The 15,378-nt window shown below is 35.0% G+C and carries 15 protein-coding genes; 9 read left to right on the top strand and 6 right to left on the bottom strand.

Features of this window, described 5'->3' with window-relative positions; all coding sequences use genetic code 11:
- Window positions 1-25: 25 nt before the first annotated feature.
- The 6 genes from ESU54_RS10725 to ESU54_RS10700 all read left to right on the top strand — a co-directional run bounded on the left by ESU54_RS10725 (window position 26) and on the right by ESU54_RS10700 (window position 6,851).
- Window positions 26-1,003 carry a GNAT family N-acetyltransferase gene (locus tag ESU54_RS10725; protein ID WP_111844401.1) on the top strand — a complete coding sequence of 326 codons (978 nt, stop codon included), beginning with the start codon at window positions 26-28 and terminating at the stop codon, window positions 1,001-1,003.
- Window positions 1,000-2,100 carry a DegT/DnrJ/EryC1/StrS family aminotransferase gene (locus ESU54_RS10720; RefSeq protein ID WP_111844402.1) on the top strand — a complete coding sequence of 367 codons (1,101 nt, stop codon included), beginning with the start codon at window positions 1,000-1,002 and terminating at the stop codon, window positions 2,098-2,100. Before ESU54_RS10725 ends, ESU54_RS10720 begins: the two co-directional genes overlap by 4 nt.
- Window positions 2,101-3,387: an O-antigen translocase gene (locus ESU54_RS10715; protein ID WP_111844403.1), complete on the top strand. Its 1,287-nt coding sequence runs from the start codon at window positions 2,101-2,103 to the stop codon at window positions 3,385-3,387.
- 48 nt (window positions 3,388-3,435) lie between these two features.
- Window positions 3,436-4,920, top strand: coding sequence for an O-antigen translocase (locus tag ESU54_RS10710; RefSeq protein ID WP_111844404.1), 1,485 nt, complete (start codon window positions 3,436-3,438; stop codon window positions 4,918-4,920).
- Entirely contained in the window at window positions 4,917-5,666 is a 750-nt protein-coding gene (locus ESU54_RS10705; protein ID WP_235004575.1) for an acyltransferase, read from the top strand. Before ESU54_RS10710 ends, ESU54_RS10705 begins: the two co-directional genes overlap by 4 nt.
- A gap of 201 nt (window positions 5,667-5,867) precedes the next feature.
- A complete protein-coding gene (locus ESU54_RS10700) occupies window positions 5,868-6,851 on the top strand; it encodes a hypothetical protein (protein ID WP_111844405.1) in 984 nt (327 codons plus the stop codon).
- Here ESU54_RS10700 and ESU54_RS10695 read toward each other — a convergent pair whose 3' ends face one another.
- Window positions 6,852-7,988: a glycosyltransferase gene (locus ESU54_RS10695; protein WP_111844406.1), complete on the bottom strand. Its 1,137-nt coding sequence runs from the start codon at window positions 7,986-7,988 to the stop codon at window positions 6,852-6,854.
- A gap of 163 nt (window positions 7,989-8,151) precedes the next feature.
- On the opposite strand from ESU54_RS10695, the gene ESU54_RS10690 reads away from it, so the two are divergent.
- Complete coding sequence (locus ESU54_RS10690) at window positions 8,152-9,261, top strand: glycosyltransferase (protein WP_111844407.1); 1,110 nt, start codon at window positions 8,152-8,154, stop codon at window positions 9,259-9,261.
- On the top strand, window positions 9,248-9,661 hold the full coding sequence (locus tag ESU54_RS10685) for a sugar 3,4-ketoisomerase (RefSeq protein ID WP_111844408.1): 414 nt from the start codon (window positions 9,248-9,250) through the stop codon (window positions 9,659-9,661). The genes ESU54_RS10690 and ESU54_RS10685 overlap by 14 nt, the downstream gene beginning before the upstream one ends.
- Here ESU54_RS10685 and ESU54_RS10680 read toward each other — a convergent pair.
- From ESU54_RS10680 to ESU54_RS10670, 3 genes are read right to left on the bottom strand one after another with little or no spacing between them, the layout of a single operon-like run.
- Window positions 9,644-10,573: a glycosyltransferase family 2 protein gene (locus ESU54_RS10680; RefSeq protein ID WP_111844409.1), complete on the bottom strand. Its 930-nt coding sequence runs from the start codon at window positions 10,571-10,573 to the stop codon at window positions 9,644-9,646. The two genes, ESU54_RS10685 and ESU54_RS10680, sit on opposite strands and share 18 nt — an antisense overlap.
- Window positions 10,566-11,462: a glycosyltransferase family 2 protein gene (locus ESU54_RS10675; protein WP_111844410.1), complete on the bottom strand. Its 897-nt coding sequence runs from the start codon at window positions 11,460-11,462 to the stop codon at window positions 10,566-10,568. Before ESU54_RS10675 ends, ESU54_RS10680 begins: the two co-directional genes overlap by 8 nt.
- Window positions 11,459-12,187, bottom strand: a complete 729-nt coding sequence (locus tag ESU54_RS10670) for a methyltransferase domain-containing protein (RefSeq protein ID WP_235004576.1) — start codon at window positions 12,185-12,187, stop codon at window positions 11,459-11,461. The genes ESU54_RS10675 and ESU54_RS10670 overlap by 4 nt, the downstream gene beginning before the upstream one ends.
- 119 nt (window positions 12,188-12,306) lie before the next feature.
- On the opposite strand from ESU54_RS10670, the gene ESU54_RS10665 reads away from it, so the two are divergent.
- The gene (locus ESU54_RS10665) at window positions 12,307-13,941 is read left to right on the top strand and encodes a S8 family peptidase (RefSeq protein ID WP_111844412.1); all 1,635 of its coding nucleotides are present in this window, start codon (window positions 12,307-12,309) and stop codon (window positions 13,939-13,941) included.
- A gap of 23 nt (window positions 13,942-13,964) precedes the next feature.
- Here ESU54_RS10665 and ESU54_RS10660 read toward each other — a convergent pair whose 3' ends face one another.
- Both ESU54_RS10660 and ESU54_RS10655 read right to left on the bottom strand, forming a co-directional pair.
- Window positions 13,965-14,648, bottom strand: coding sequence for a cell division ATP-binding protein FtsE (locus ESU54_RS10660; RefSeq protein ID WP_111844413.1), 684 nt, complete (start codon window positions 14,646-14,648; stop codon window positions 13,965-13,967).
- Between the two features lie 97 nt (window positions 14,649-14,745).
- Window positions 14,746-15,204, bottom strand: coding sequence for a tail fiber protein (locus tag ESU54_RS10655; RefSeq protein ID WP_111844414.1), 459 nt, complete (start codon window positions 15,202-15,204; stop codon window positions 14,746-14,748).
- Between the last annotated feature and the right edge of the window lie 174 nt (window positions 15,205-15,378).

The raw sequence follows: 15,378 nt of genomic DNA, 5'->3' as shown, positions 1-15,378 counted from the left end.
TTCATAAACGATAATACAAAAAGCTTTGGCAAACTATTCCGTAAAAAAGTATACTTCGAAAGATAGAGCACTTTGGCAGTCTTTTTTGCTGAACACAAAAAATGCTACGTTTCTTTTTCATCGGGATTTTATGGAATATCATTCTGATAGATTTGAGGACCATTCTTTACTAATTTTTAAAAATGAAAAAGTGGTTGGGATCTTACCAGCCAATATTTCTAGAAAAACCTTATACACCCATCAAGGCTTAACTTACGGCGGCTTGCTACTTAACGAAAAAGCAAAATTGAAGGAAGTTGTTGAGATTTTTAAAAATCTACTTCAGTGGTTGGACGAAAATAAAATTAAAAAACTTCAGTTAAAAGTAATACCAAGCATTTACAATCTGTTACCCTCGGATGAAATGGATTATCTGCTTTTTATAGTTAGAGCCGCAATGATAAGAGTTGATGTTTTAAGTGTAATAGACAAACAGCGTCCATTGAAAATTGCATCAAACCGCTTGGAAGGAGTTAAAAAAGGCCAGAAAAATAACTTAAAAGTAGTGGAAGGAAATGATTTTGAGCCATTTTGGAATACTATTTTAATTCCAAATTTGGCTTTGCGCCACGCAGCGATGCCTGTTCATTCGGCTGTTGAAATCACTCAGTTGGCAAATTATTTTCCAAAAAACATATTGCAATTTAATGTTTATAAAGAAAATGAAATAGTTGGTGGGGCAACAATTTTTGAAACCGAAAATGTGGCCCATATGCAATATATTTCAGCCAATGAAGACAAACAACAGTTGGGAACATTAGATTTTTTGTTTGAATATTTAATAAATCAGCGTTTCAAGGAAAAGAGATATTTTGATTTTGGGACTTCAAACGAAAATAATGGAAGAAACATAAACGAAGGATTGCTTTATTGGAAAGAATGTTTTGGAGCCAGAAGTATTTCACAATCATTTTATGAAGTGAAAACAGCAAATTATAAAAAATTAGAATCCGTATTTATATGATTCCATTCTTGGATTTAAAAACAATCAACCAACGTTTTGAAGCTGAACTTCAAAGCAGTTTCCAACATTTTTTGGATTCTGGTTATTATATTCTGGGAACTCAAGTGAAATTGTTTGAAGCTAATTTTGCGGGGTTTTGCGGGGCAAAGCACTGCATAGGTGTTGGCAACGGTTTGGATGCACTACGATTGATTATAGAAGGCTATAAAATCCTCGGAAAGCTAAAAGAGAATGACGAGGTTTTGGTGGCTTCAAATACTTACATCGCAACGATTTTAGCAATAAAGCAAGCGGGTTTAATCCCTGTTTTGGTAGAAGCTGATTTGAGCACTTATAACTTTAACCTTGACTCACTTAAAAGTTCTATTTCCGAAAAAACCAAGGCCATAATGCCCGTACATCTTTACGGACAACTTTCACCTATGGAGGGAATTTTAAAGATTTCAAAAGAAAATAATCTGTTGGTTATTGAAGACGCGGCACAGGCCCATGGAGCAAAAGCAAAAGATGGAAGACGCGCAGGAAATATTGGCAATGCGGCAGGTTTTAGTTTTTATCCTACCAAAAATTTAGGAGCTTTGGGAGATGGGGGAGCTGTGACCACCAATGACGACGAGTTGGCTGAAGTAATTCAAAAATTGAGAAATTATGGAGCTTCTACTAAATACGTCAACGAGCTTTTGGGTTTCAATTCAAGACTCGACGAGTTACAAGCTGCATTTCTAAACATAAAATTGCCAACACTGGATGCTGATAACGAGCGTCGAAGAGTCATTGCCAAAAAGTATATTTTTGAAATCAAAAATGAAAAAGTATTACTTCCAGATTACGACGGTAGTGAAAACCACGTGTTTCATCTTTTTGTAATTTGTGTAGAGAATAGAAACGGCTTCATTGATTATTTGGATAGAAATGGAGTTGGCCATTTAATTCATTACCCAATTCCGCCCCACAAACAGCAGGCACTTTCGGAATATTCCCATTTACATTTTCCAAATACTGAAAGAATACATCGCGAGGTTTTGAGCATTCCCATGAGTCCGATCATGACGGATGAAGATGTTGAAAAAGTGATTTCGGTTTTAAATAAATATTAATTGAGAATCCCAGATTTTATACGCGGCAATCTTCTTTTAAAGATGACTTCTTTAAATGCTGGAGTTATTGGCTTTCGCCTGATTATTTCTGCTTTAATACAGCGGTTGTTGTCTGAATATGTCGGGCCAGTAGGGCAATATAAAATAGGGCAATTTAGAAGCTTATCTTCACTTTTAATGTCTATTACTTCCTTAGGAACATTTAATGGAATAGTAAAATACATTGCCGAATATAAAGAAGATGAAATAAAGCTGCAGCGACTGTTTTCCTCTGTTTTTGTATTTCAGATTATTGGGGTTTCTATTACATCTTCCGTTCTACTTTTGTTTTCTTCAGAAATTAGTTCTTACTTATTTTCGTCTACCGAATATTCCTATTTAATAAAATTTACGGCAGTTATAGTTCCTTTTATAGCCGTTCAACGAGTTTTTAATGGTGTTATAAATGGTCTTTCAGATTATAAAAAATACGCTAAAATAGACTTGATTAGCTATTTGGTTAGCGCGGTGCTAACAGTAATATTTTTATTTCAGTATAATTTGGATGGCGTTTTGTTTGCAATTGCTATTACGCCCGTTGTCCAGGTTTCAGTTATGCTTTTCTTTTTTTATAAAGTACTGCGCGAGTATATTCAATTTAAAAGCCTCAAACTTCAAGCACCTATGGCAAAGGCACTTTTGGCTTTTACCGTTATGTCTTTTGTTTCCTCAATTTTATTGCCCATTGTGGAGATAGATATTCGCAGTATGCTAGACGAAAAACTATCTGGAAGAGATGCGGGAATTTGGACCAATATGACGTTTATCTCACAGAATTATATGGTGTTTTCAAGTTCCATTTTTACGCTTTATGTAATCCCCAAATTTGCCGGAATTTATAATTCAGAAAATTTTAAAAATGAAGTAATAGCTATCTATAAAACACTTTTGCCACTTTTTGCTGGGGGGATGATTTTAGTGTTTTTATTTAGAAATGTGATTATAGAACTAATATATCCTGGGCAAATTGAAATGGCTCCGCTCTTTAAATGGCAACTTTTGGGAGACTTTATACGCTTAGCTTCCTTAGTTCTAGTTCATCAGTTTTTAGCCAAAAGATTGGTGTTCAATTTTATATTTACAGAGATAATGTCGCTGGCACTTTTTTATGGGTTTGCATATTATTTCACGGGAATATACGGCATTGAGGGCGTGGTAATGGCACACTTTTTAAGATACGTGGTTTACTTTTTTATAGTTTCTTTCTTAGTGTTTAGATATTTTAAAAAGCAGAATAGGATATCTTAAAGTCATATATCTAGTATAGTTTAAATAGTTTTGAAACCAATTTAGTGAATGCTAGAATCTAAAAATTCATATAGACAGGTAATGAAGGCCACATCACTTTTTGGTGGTGTTCAGGTTTTCAATATTCTTGTTTCTATAGTTCGTTCAAAATTTATTGCTCTTTGGATTGGCCCAGCGGGATACGGAATTGCATCACTTTTCACTTCAACCTTGGGCCTTATAAGTGGAATGACCGATTTTGGACTTGACAAAAGCGCTGTAAAGGATATCTCCTATAACTATAACAGCGAAAACACAAAAAGCGTTTCACGAACGATTCAAATTTTAAAAAGGCTCGTGTGGGTTTCAGCTTGTTTTGGGGCTTTGGTTATGATGATAGCTTCCCCTTGGTTGAGCGAATTTGCTTTTGAAAGCAAAGAATTTACCTTTTCCTTTGTGTGGCTTTCTGTTGCTCTTTTGTTCAAGCAACTTTCAAATGGCCAATTGGCCATTCTTCAAGGTCTTCGGAAATTAAAAAAATTAGCACAGGCAAATTTATACGGAAATCTTTTTGGGTTGGTCATAACACTTCCTCTTTACTACTTCTACCGAGTAGATGCAATTGTGCCTGCTATAATAATATCATCTTTTGTAGCCTTTATTTTTACATTTTATTATGCAAAAACGATTGAAATTGAAAAAATAGGGCTTTCAAATAAAGAGGCTTTCTCTGAAGGTAAGCCAATGATTTACTTGGGAATCATGCTTAGTCTAAGTACCATGATAGGGTTATTGGTAGCCTATTTAATTCAAATTTTTATAAGCCAAACAGGAGGAGTAACTCAGGTGGGATTTTATAATGCAGGTTTTGTGATATTAAATTCATATGTGGGCCTTGTTTTTAATGCCATGGGAACTGATTATTTTCCAAGATTATCTGCGATTTCCGATAAAATTCAACAAATACGCAAAACTGTTTTTGAACAAGCATTCATTGCCATTTTGCTAATTACCCCAATTGTGGTGGTGTTTTTACTTGCAGCTCCATTAATAATAGTGATTCTGTATTCCAAAGAATTCACTCCTATAATTAGTATGGTAAACTGGGGCATTTTAGGCATGGTTTTTAAAGCTGTTTCTTTTTCTATGGGTTATATTATTATCGCAAAAGGAGATTCAAAAACTTTTATTAAAACTGCAATTGGCTTTAATGCCTTACTTTTAGTGGGGAATGTGGTAGGCTATTACTATGGAGGGTTAGAAGGTTTGGGTATTAGTTTCCTCCTTTATTACATTATACATTTCGCAGGAATTCGCATTATAACAAAATATCGTTATGGCTTCTATTTTGAAAAAGGTTTTTATTCCGTTTTCGCTATCTGTATATTATTATGTGGTGTATCTTTCTTGCTTACTTATCTCGAGAACACTTATTTAAAATATATCGCACTATCATTAGTAGCACTGTTTTCTTTTGTATTTTCATATATTCAATTAGATAAGAAAATGGATATAAAAGAAGTGTTCGGAAAATTTTTTAGACGAAAGAAATGATAGAATTCTTAAAGAAAATATATAGAAGTCTCCGTGAGAAATTCAGGTTTTATAAATCTGTGAATTGGATTAAAACATACTATTTCAATTATAAGATGTTTCCTAAAGCAGTAGCCAGAAAACTTCCCGTATTTTTTTATGGACCAGTAAAATTTTCATCTTTAAAAGGTGATTTCAAAATTGAAGCTCCCATAAAGAGAGCTATGGTAGGATTTGGACAGCCTTATGAGCTAATTACTAAATATAAAGGCACCTCTGAACTATTTTTGAGTGGAACTTTTGTAGTTAAGGGGCACGTTCAGTTTGGGAAAGATTATTTTGTGTATGTATATGACAATGCATATTGTGAATTTGGACATATGGCTTCCTTAGCTTCCAACGGAAAAGTAATATGTAAAAACAAAATTGTTTTAGGCACTTATGCAAGAATTGGCTCTGAATCGCAACTGATTGACACCAATTTCCATCAAATGGTGAATACTAAAACGGGTGAGAAATACCCAATAAATGGTAGCATTAAACTTGGGGACTATAATTTTATTAGCAATAGAGTGTCTATTATGCAAAAAACGGTAACTCCAGATAATTGTTCCATTGCTTCAAATACCTTATGTAATAAAGATTATTCCAAATTTGGTGAAAACGTCTTAATTGGAGGAATACCTGCAAAATTGCTAAGAGAAAATATCTCTCGCGATTGGGATGGTGAACTAGCTAATCTAACAAAGTATTTAATTGTCACATAAGTTTTACATTATATTTCCAATGCTGTAGTATCAATCAGCAACTTTCATAAAAAGATGTCCCCGTTTAAAATTTACCGTTAATAACGTCATCTTTTGAGACAATTAGTACTGCTTTTTTTTGAAAATAATCTCTTTGTCAATCGGGCAAAGTGAACAAGTGTTTATAGCTATCTTTGCAAAAAAATCCAAAGCTAAATTTTTATGTCTCTTACCCTTTTTAATCCTTTTGAGGATTTGATATTCGACGAACATTTTTGCTTCCTTTCCGGAGTATTGACAACTGAAAGGATTTCCGTTTTTCCACAATGGCTGATGGATCAATTCAAATTTGGTGATGAAAAGATTGAGATGATGGACAAAACCAAATCCTACAAATATTCCGATCTTGAATTGCCATGTTCCCCCGAGGTAAAAAAGGCTTTCACAAATTTGGACCTAAAAATTCAGGCGGCCTATGAAAAGGGTTTTGAAGGAATGGAATCACTAGACCAAGAGTTGCTTTTCCAGTGGACTGGAAGAATGGTTTACGGACTTCTGTACTACGAAATGCTGTATGAAAGAGATAGGCTGTTAAGACAGGGCGAGGAGTTTGCGCTTTCTGCCCATCTTAGGGAACGCTTTGGTCGTTTTCATTTGATGCTTCAATCCATAATTGAGCCCGTTTCTTTCGTTGGGCAAAAACCGTGGAGCATCGTTGTATTTCCGCTTAAATATTCGGCTGATATTTTTAGCTATCGCGATGATGCAATCAATTTAATGTTCTCATTCGGTGTAAATGGCTTTGGTTTTATTGCCTGCTTACAGGACAATGGCCTAATCGGGGAGAAGGAAAAGGAGTTACTCGATAAAATGGCAGGCCATGTTTTACATCCCATTCAATTTGAGGAATTGTACGCAAGATTTCATTATTCAGATTATATTTTGCAATACAAACCTGAATACAAAATCGAAAACCAAGAGGATGGGATTACCATAGAAGCGCTTCCGATTGAGATTTTAGAAAACAGACCGATTTTCGGGTTTTGGGACGAGGATATATTTGCCCAATTGCTCTCTAACTATTGGAGTGTTTATGGAATTGAAAGAGAGGATATCCTTAAATTTCAAAAGCCACCGCTTAGCTTTCTTGAAAATCCTTATTCCAAAGATTTTATTATCCCAGAATCCATTGATTTGCCTTTCTAACTATTTTTCCCAAACTTCCAGATATTTTTTGGCGATGGAAATATAGTCGTGCTCCCGTTCAATAAACTCTCTTGCATTAGTTGAAATGGCATTTAATTTTTCAGGATTTAAAATTAAATCTTCTAACTTTTCGAATAAAGAATCCAAATCGGGAAGCGCGTTTATACATACTTCGCCTTCCTTCAAATTGTAGCGATCCAAAAACTCGGTTTCGGCTCCTGTAAAAACTACTTTTCCCTTCGCCATTGCTTCTAAAGCGTTGTAACCTTGGTCATATGCAAACACTTGGTCCAAAAGAATGTGCGCCGAATTGTACTTTTTAATATACTCAGAATACGGAATGTTTTCAACCGTAATAACTTCAACTTTTTCAGCATATTTCTGCTGAAGTTTTTTAAGTACCGCTTCAAAATAATCATTTCCTTTTTTGAAATAATTAGCCCGATTGATACCGTGGAAAACGATAATTTTTCCTTCGGAAGAAAACGGTTTAAACTTTAATTCTTCAATATTTACGGGGTTTGGAATCAGACCAAAATACTTTTCATTTCCAAGAAGAGGAATGTCATAATCCAAATCGGAAGCAATTATGCCGTTAAGTTTTTTAAATACAAAATCGTGCAAATCTTTGTATTCAGGTTTTAGATATTTCAAGGCTGGAAAAAAATCTTTTTCTGAAACCTTCTTTTCAAAAAGTGGATTGAAGATAGAGTAGCGAAACTTTTTTTCGAATGCATATTTCACGCTTGTATAATCCGTTCCGCAAGAAAGCAGGAAAAGTCTTTTGTTGTTTTCTTTTAAAAATGAAATGATTTCTTTTTCATACTTCGGCAAAATTCCCAACGGACTTTCGTTAATTAATTGCACAACATCAAAATCCTTGAATTTTTCTTTCTGCTTAAAAAATTGATTTTTTAAGGAAAGTGAAGTAATATCTATTCCAAAAATTTTGAACAGACCAACCTTTATTTTTTTTGAAATTCCGGAATCGTATTTACGTTTTAAAAGGATATCTGAGGGGAAATTTTTAAAATCATCTCCTGTTGAAACCAGTACCACTTCGTGACCAAGTACATGCAACCCTTCTTTTAAGGAATTGTGCAACCTGCTGTATTCGCCCACCAAAAGTATTTTCATCCTATTTTTTTATCACAAAATTCACAAAGTAAAAGCACAAAGTTCACAGAGAAACCTCTGTGTCCTCTGTGACTCTGTGGTTAATTTTTTCATACTCAAGATTGAAAGTATTCTTAGAAACTTATCTTTGCCTTGTGCAACCAAAAATACATAATAAATAGCGATGGGCGCTGAAAAGAAATTCAAAGTGTGCCTAGTTTCCATCTCGCTTGCAAAAGGCGGCTTGGAACGGTCTTGTGCTATGCTTTCTCAAATGTTGGAAGCAAAGGGTCACGAGGTGCATTTGGTGATTTTGAACGATGAAGTTGATTATCCATTCAGTGGTAAATTGCTGAATTTGGGAAAATTGAAAACTGAAAAGGATTCGATGATTAAACGGTTGCTTCGCTTTCGGAAATTTAGAAATTATTTGAAAAAAGAAAATTTCGATGTAATAATCGATCATCGCCCCAAAAATAATTTTGATCGCGAACTTTTTTATTCGAAGTTTATTTATCGAGAACTCAATAAAATTTATGTAGTACACAGTTCCAAAAAAGCGGAATACCTCACTGAGAATCCGACGGCGTTTTCAAAAATCTGTCAGAAAAATATTTTGAATGTAGCTGTTTCGGAATACATTGAAAACCAAATCTTAAGAAAAGAAGGAATTGAAAATTCCATAACAATCCACAATGCTTTTGATCCTGCTTGGGCTCAAGAAGCTGACGAACTCCCCAAAATACTTCAAAATAAAAAATACATACTTTCTTACGGCCGATTGGACGATTCAATAAAGGATTTTTCGTTTTTAATTGATGCTTTTTCACAATCAAAAGTTTGGGAAAAAGATTTTCATCTTGTTATTTTAGGCGATGGAAAAGACAAAGAAATGCTCCAAAAACTGGCTGCTTCCAAAGATTGTACTCGCCAAATTTTGTTTTTGCCTTTCACAAAAAGTCCATTTGAAATTATAAAAAATGCCCGCTTTGTAACGCTTACCAGCAAATATGAAGGTTTTCCCATGGTTCTTGTAGAATCACTTTCTTTAGGTACGCCGGTGGTTTCGTTAGACATTATTTCGGGACCTTCGGAAATTGTGCAGCACAAAAAAAATGGTTTGCTGATTGCCGAAAGAAACCTATCTTTATTTGCCGAAGCATTGCAGGTGCTTTGTTTTGAAGACAGTTTTTATAACGAAATTAAACAGAACACTAAACCTTCCGTTGCTCGGTTTTCAATGGCAAATACAGCCGAAAAATGGAATACATTATTGAAACATGGACTACACTAAAATAGACAATATAAATTTAATGGACATCCCGAAAATAACCGATCCGCGGGGCAATCTTTCGGTAATTGAGGGCGATTTGTTACCGTATACGGTGCAACGAATATATTATTTATACGATGTGCCCAGTGATGCTTACCGCGGCGGTCATGCACACAAGGAACAACAGGAGTTTTTAATAGCTCTTAGCGGTAGTTTTGATGTAATTCTGAATGATGGAGAAAACAAAAAAACAATGGCGCTCAATAAGCCAAACAAAGGACTATTGATACCTACTGGAATATGGCGGGAACTTGAAAATTTTTCTTCGGGGGCAGTATGTTTGGTGCTTTCTTCCGGGAAATTTTTGGAAAGTGATTATATTAGGGAATACGAAGATTTCCAATTATTTAAAGGTGCCTAGCCTAAGCCCGAGCTTTTCCAAATTGTCCTTCGTTTTTGAGAGATACTTCAAAATGGTTTTGTTTTGTCGAAGTAGAAACTGTTGCTTTTTGCTGAGATTTTCTTGATTTATTTTCAGAAAATTTTTCTGAAAAGCCTCTTTATTACCTTCCAATTTGGCTAATATGCAAAGCGAGTATCTGTTTAAATCCAAAAACTTTTTAAGTGCGGGATTGTCTTTTTCAAAAATTTCATACGCTTCAAAATTGGCTTTTTCTTCTATTTTTTTTACACTTTGAAACAAACTATTTTTCCGGACTATATAGGTTGCGCACACTTTCGGGCTGAAAACCACTTTGTATTTTAGACCGATACGCACGTAAAGATCAGTATCCTCTCCACTTTTTATTTTTGGATCGTACCAACCTACATTTTCAAAAACATCTTTTTTTAAGACCGTTGAAATACTCAACAATACAGAGTCAAGTTGACTCGCTTCAAAATAATCTACCAGAATTGAATCTTTTCCAATGGTTTTAATGGAATAGCAGTTTGTAAATGTTTTTCCGTTTCGTTTAATTTCTGTTGCAGTTGCAAAAACTGATTCTTCGGGAAAATCATTTAACAATCTGCTTTGCTCTTCCAAATAGAAAGGATGCCAAAAATCATCGGCATCCATCAATGCAATATATTCGGCTTCCGCTTGTTGGATTGCAAAATTTCGGGCAGCCGATGCGCCACTGTTTTCTTTTGAAAAATAACGAATCCGCGGATCCTTAAATTTTAGAATTTCAGCTCCGCTATTGTCAGTGGAACCGTCATTTAGAATCACGACTTCAAAATCAGTAAAAGTCTGGGCCAAAACACTCCTTAAAGTGCCAGCGATGTACTTTTCTTTGTTAAAGACCGATATGATCACTGAAAATTTAGGCATCTCTTGATTTTAAAGAACTAAGATAACCCAAGCGGTACAAATCAAAAAGGAAAAGAGAAGGTTTTGGTGAATTCAGGTTTTTAAGCAGTTTTTCTTCTGAAATATTGAAAAACCAACGCGCAGCAAAGAGTAGATTATAGCTTTTAAGCTTTTGGTATGTTTTTAGAATCTTTACCGTTTCGACGTCAATTACACCAGATTTGTAAAAATTCAATAAATTTTGAAGCGCCAAATTCGATTTTTTTATAAAATCTTCATTGGATTCCAAATTCAAATGAATTACGGGGTTTTCAATATGTAGCAATGAAATGTTGTTTTTTTGAAGTTCATACCCAAAAACCGAATCTTCATAACCATAGCCAGATAGCTTTTCGTTGAATTTTATCTTTTGAAAAACTTCTTTTTTAATGGCAAATCCCATTGTTATAAAACTTCGGTATGGAATTTTAAGGCGTTCTACCAGCGGCAGACTTTCGCGTTCTGAACCATATTTATGCCTTAAACTGAAATTTTCTGACTTGTTTTTCGGGTACTCAATCCCACCAAAAATAACGGAAACTTCATTTGAAAAAGCCGTCAAATACTTTGCTATAAATTCTGAATTTGAAGGAAAAGTATCTGCATCGAGAAAAAGAAGCCAATCAAAATTTGCTTTCTCAGCCAACAGATTACGGATTTTACTTCTACCGATGTTTTCGCCTAAAACCTGAAAACTGCAATGCTTCAATGAATTTATTTTTGAATTATCTTCCAAAGATTTTTTAGCTGTTGAAGCATCATCCAAAACCAAAATTTCATAGGGAATATTTGCATTTTCACATTGCTTTTGCAAGTTTTCTGCCAATGAAAAAACGATGTAATTATATGTTGGGATGAGGATTGAAATCATTTCTTTGCGATCAATACAGTTTCTTCCATAAACCCGTAACGTTTATTTGTTGGAAAAGTTTTGATTTCTACATTCTGAAAACCATTTTCTTTCAATCTATTCTGCAATGTTTGCAAAGAATAGATGCGCACGTGGTCTTCCTGTCCGAAGGCTTCTAGCCTTTCTTCTGGGGTTTTTTTCGAAAAACCTTCGTAAATGTCTCCCTCTTTAAATGGAGTTTGAATTATACAGGTACCATTAGGCCTTAAGACGCGGTACAATTCTTCCATAGCTTTTTTGTCGTCTTCAATATGCTCCAAAATATGATAGCAGATTATCAGATCAAAAAAATTGTTCTCCAGAGGAATTTGGGTAATGTCATAGCGATAATCGGCAAGAAATTCATCTTCGAAATCAGTACTGAAATAAGTAATGTTTGGGTTTTTCTTCAACAATCTGTAAACACTTCGCGAAGGCGAAAAATGAAGTGCCTTTCCGTGGATTAAATCATTCTCGTTAATAAATGAATAGAGTCTTCGGGTTCGTGAACGGCTTCCGCAAAAAGGGCAAAGCAAGTCGCCATCAGGAATCGGGATGAACTTTTTAAGTCCATGACCACAAACGGTACATTCATATTTATTTCCACGAAGATGAAAGGCAAAAATGGCTCGTAAAAAAACCTCATTTTCAATAAGGAATTTACGCGGAACAACAGAAAGCGCAAATTTTTTCAGGGTCTGGTACATGTTGCTAAAATACAGCAATCTTTTTAGGATATGGAACAAATTATATCTTGAATCTTTTTGTCTATTTTTGGTCTACTTCATTTTGAAAAAAACAATTACCTTGTAAAAAAGAATCTGCCTTGCGAATTTCATTACTACTCTTATTTATTATTCTTTCCTCATTTTCAGTTATTGCACAAACGGAGGCTTGGTTTTATCTTCGTGCTCGCGACACTTCTTTTGTACCTCCCTTTGAAAAAAACGGAGACTATTTGAAATATTCAGGTAATGATGCCAGATTAAAAGCAGCTTTGAAAAATTATAAAATTAAAATTTTCAAGAAAACGTGGAAACATGCCAAGAAACAAAACCTGAAAAAGACTTTTTTTGTTGTTGCAGATAATGAAGCTTTGATGACTGATTTATTGCAAAATATGTCCCATCTTTTTGAATTCGGTGAACTGATTGCCGACGAAGACAAAAAAATATTTGAACCCAATGACTATGGACTTACCAGCACCATTGGTGAAAACTTGGGAGCACAGGTAAATTTAGACTATCTCGATTTTTTAGAAGTACCTAAGGCGTGGTATTACACTACTGGTTCGCGAGATATTGTTATTGGCATCTCTGATGGTTCCATAGAACCCGATGACAAAGAGTTTGAAGGTAAAAGTAAAATTGTACGGAAATCCCTTTTGGTAAATGGACATGGCTTTTCGGTTGCGGAAACTGCCGCAGGCCAAGGTGATAATGGGTATGGAATTCCTGGGGTTTGCTATGATTGCAGTATTTATGCTACCAACTATAGGCACTTAAATACATTGGAGCAGTTAGTAGAACTTTCCAAAATGGGTGTGAAGGTTATCAATTGCAGTTGGGGAATCTCGCGATACTACGAAACAGCACAAGCGGCTATTTATGAAATGATGGACAATGGTACTGTAGTAGTGGCCGTTGGACATAATATCGCTTTTTCCAAATCCGATGGAAAAAAAATTTACTATCCAGGTGGCTATGATAAAGTGATAGCGGTGTCTTCAGCATCTCACAGATATGAACATTTTTCAGAAAACATCCAATATTTGAAAGATAAAGAAATCTATTATATAAAAGACATTCGCAATTACGTAGGCCAAACTGGCGGTTTTAAAAATAACGACACTACTCAAACTCCTTCTCTTTACCCAATTAGTATAAGCAATCTGAATACATCAATAGATATTGTCGCCCCCGGAACAGGTCTTTTTCGTTATGGGAAACTTAAGCTGGATAACAAAGTTGAAACAACACAATTTAATCAAACTTCTAGTGTTGCACCATTGGTTACGGGGACGATCGGGCTTATGTTTTCGCTCTATCCGTGCCTTCCGGCTGAAGAAGTGGAAAGCATTATTAAGTTTACTTCTACCAATATTGACGATGTAGAACCCAACAAACCTTATGCGGGACTGTATGGCTCTGGAATGTTGAATACAGGGCGCGCCGTAAAAATGGTTTTTGATATGTTCGCCGAAAAGGAAAGAGTGAAAATTGAGAACCAGCGTTTCAGCCGATGGGATTTTAAGCTCACGGCTATTTCTGAAGTGTTGATGCAAAACCAGGAATTTACAGAAGATTCCAACTTGGAGTTAACTTCCCGAAAAAGAATAACTATTGCAAAAAACACGGTTTTAAAGCCAAACGCAAAAGGAAAAATTCATTTAAAAATTGATCCGTCGCTCAAGAAAGAATGTGAGCTGCAACTCAGGGACCCCAGCGTTTTGAAAGATTAACTTCTTTTATAAACAAGAAACCTTTATACCGTTTTCTGGACAACTTCAAAAATCTGATTTTCATCACATTTTAAAGTTTTTGAAGGATATTTCAACAGTAGCGCATAATCGTGCGTTGCCATTAAAATAGTGTTTCCGTTTTTGTTTATTTCGCGTAGCACTTCCATTACTTCCACACTTGTCTGTGGGTCGAGATTTCCGGTTGGCTCATCTGCTAGGATTAACTCTGGATCGTTTAAAAGTGCACGTGCAATGGCAACACGCTGTTGTTCGCCGCCCGAAAGTTGGTATGGATATTTGAACGCTTTGGTTTTCATATCAACTTTGTCAAGCACTTCGTTAATTTTGCTTTCCATTGCAGCTTTGTCTTTCCAGCCAGTTGCGGTAAGAACAAAACGCAAGTTGTCACTTACTGTTCGGTCGTTCAATAATTTAAAATCCTGAAAAATAACACCTAGTTTTCTTCTTAAAAAAGGGATGTCGTTTTCTTTTAAGGTCGCCAAATCGTAACCCACAATATTCCCTTCGCCTTCTTGAAGTGGAAGATCGCCGTAAAGTGTTTTCATAAAACTACTTTTCCCAGTTCCAGTTTTCCCAATCAAATAAACAAATTCACCCTTTTCTACAGAAACGGAAACATCAGAAAGAACTAAATTCTCTCCTTGAAAAATTGAAGCGTCTTTTAAAAATAATACATTATCGGCCATGGGTTTTAGGTTTTAGCTTGACGATTTATGATTGTGGATTTCGATTTCAAAAGTAAATTGAAATACTGCCAACTGCAACTGAATACTCCTAACTTATTTATTTTTCTGAAATTTTTTCTTTTAAAGCATCAATTTCCTTTTGCTGCTGAAGTGTATAAAGCGTCAATTCCTCAATTTTCTGGAGCAAAACCAAATTCATTTCTTTCAGTGAAATTCCATCATGAAGCATCATTTTGGCTGAAGGGACATTTGGTAAATGGTTGTTTTCTTTTAAAAACGTTTCCAGTTCTTCCAAAGAAATCAATCGGTATTCCGGCATTGCTTCTGAAAAACCTGTGAAATAGTTTTCAAATACATAATCGGGTGCCACGGCGCCATCTAAATCTACTAATACTTCTTGGGTATGTATTTTTCCTTTTACGGTCAAAAGCTCATCAGGTAAACTGGTTCCGATACCGATTTTGCCATCTTTTTCCGAAAGATTCTTAAAGGGATTGCGTTGGGCTGTTGCGGAAATAGAAAATAATATAATGGAGAAAATTAATAATCTGTTCATTACAATGTTTTTAGAAATTATGAAGTTTTAAAATTACGGTATTTTTTGAAAGAGATTCTTGCTATGTTAAAATCTGTTGCAGAAGTTTATACTTATTCCGCTTTTGAAGCGTTATCATTCAAAGAAAATCCACCAAAAAACCATTCGTTAATTAAACCTTAAAAATTTACAGTA

Source organism: Aequorivita antarctica (assembly GCF_007997155.1).
In the GTDB taxonomy this organism is placed as follows: Bacteria; Bacteroidota; Bacteroidia; order Flavobacteriales; family Flavobacteriaceae; genus Aequorivita; species Aequorivita antarctica.
Note: the sequence above shows the minus strand (reverse complement) of the source record. Positions and strands in the feature narration are given on the sequence as shown.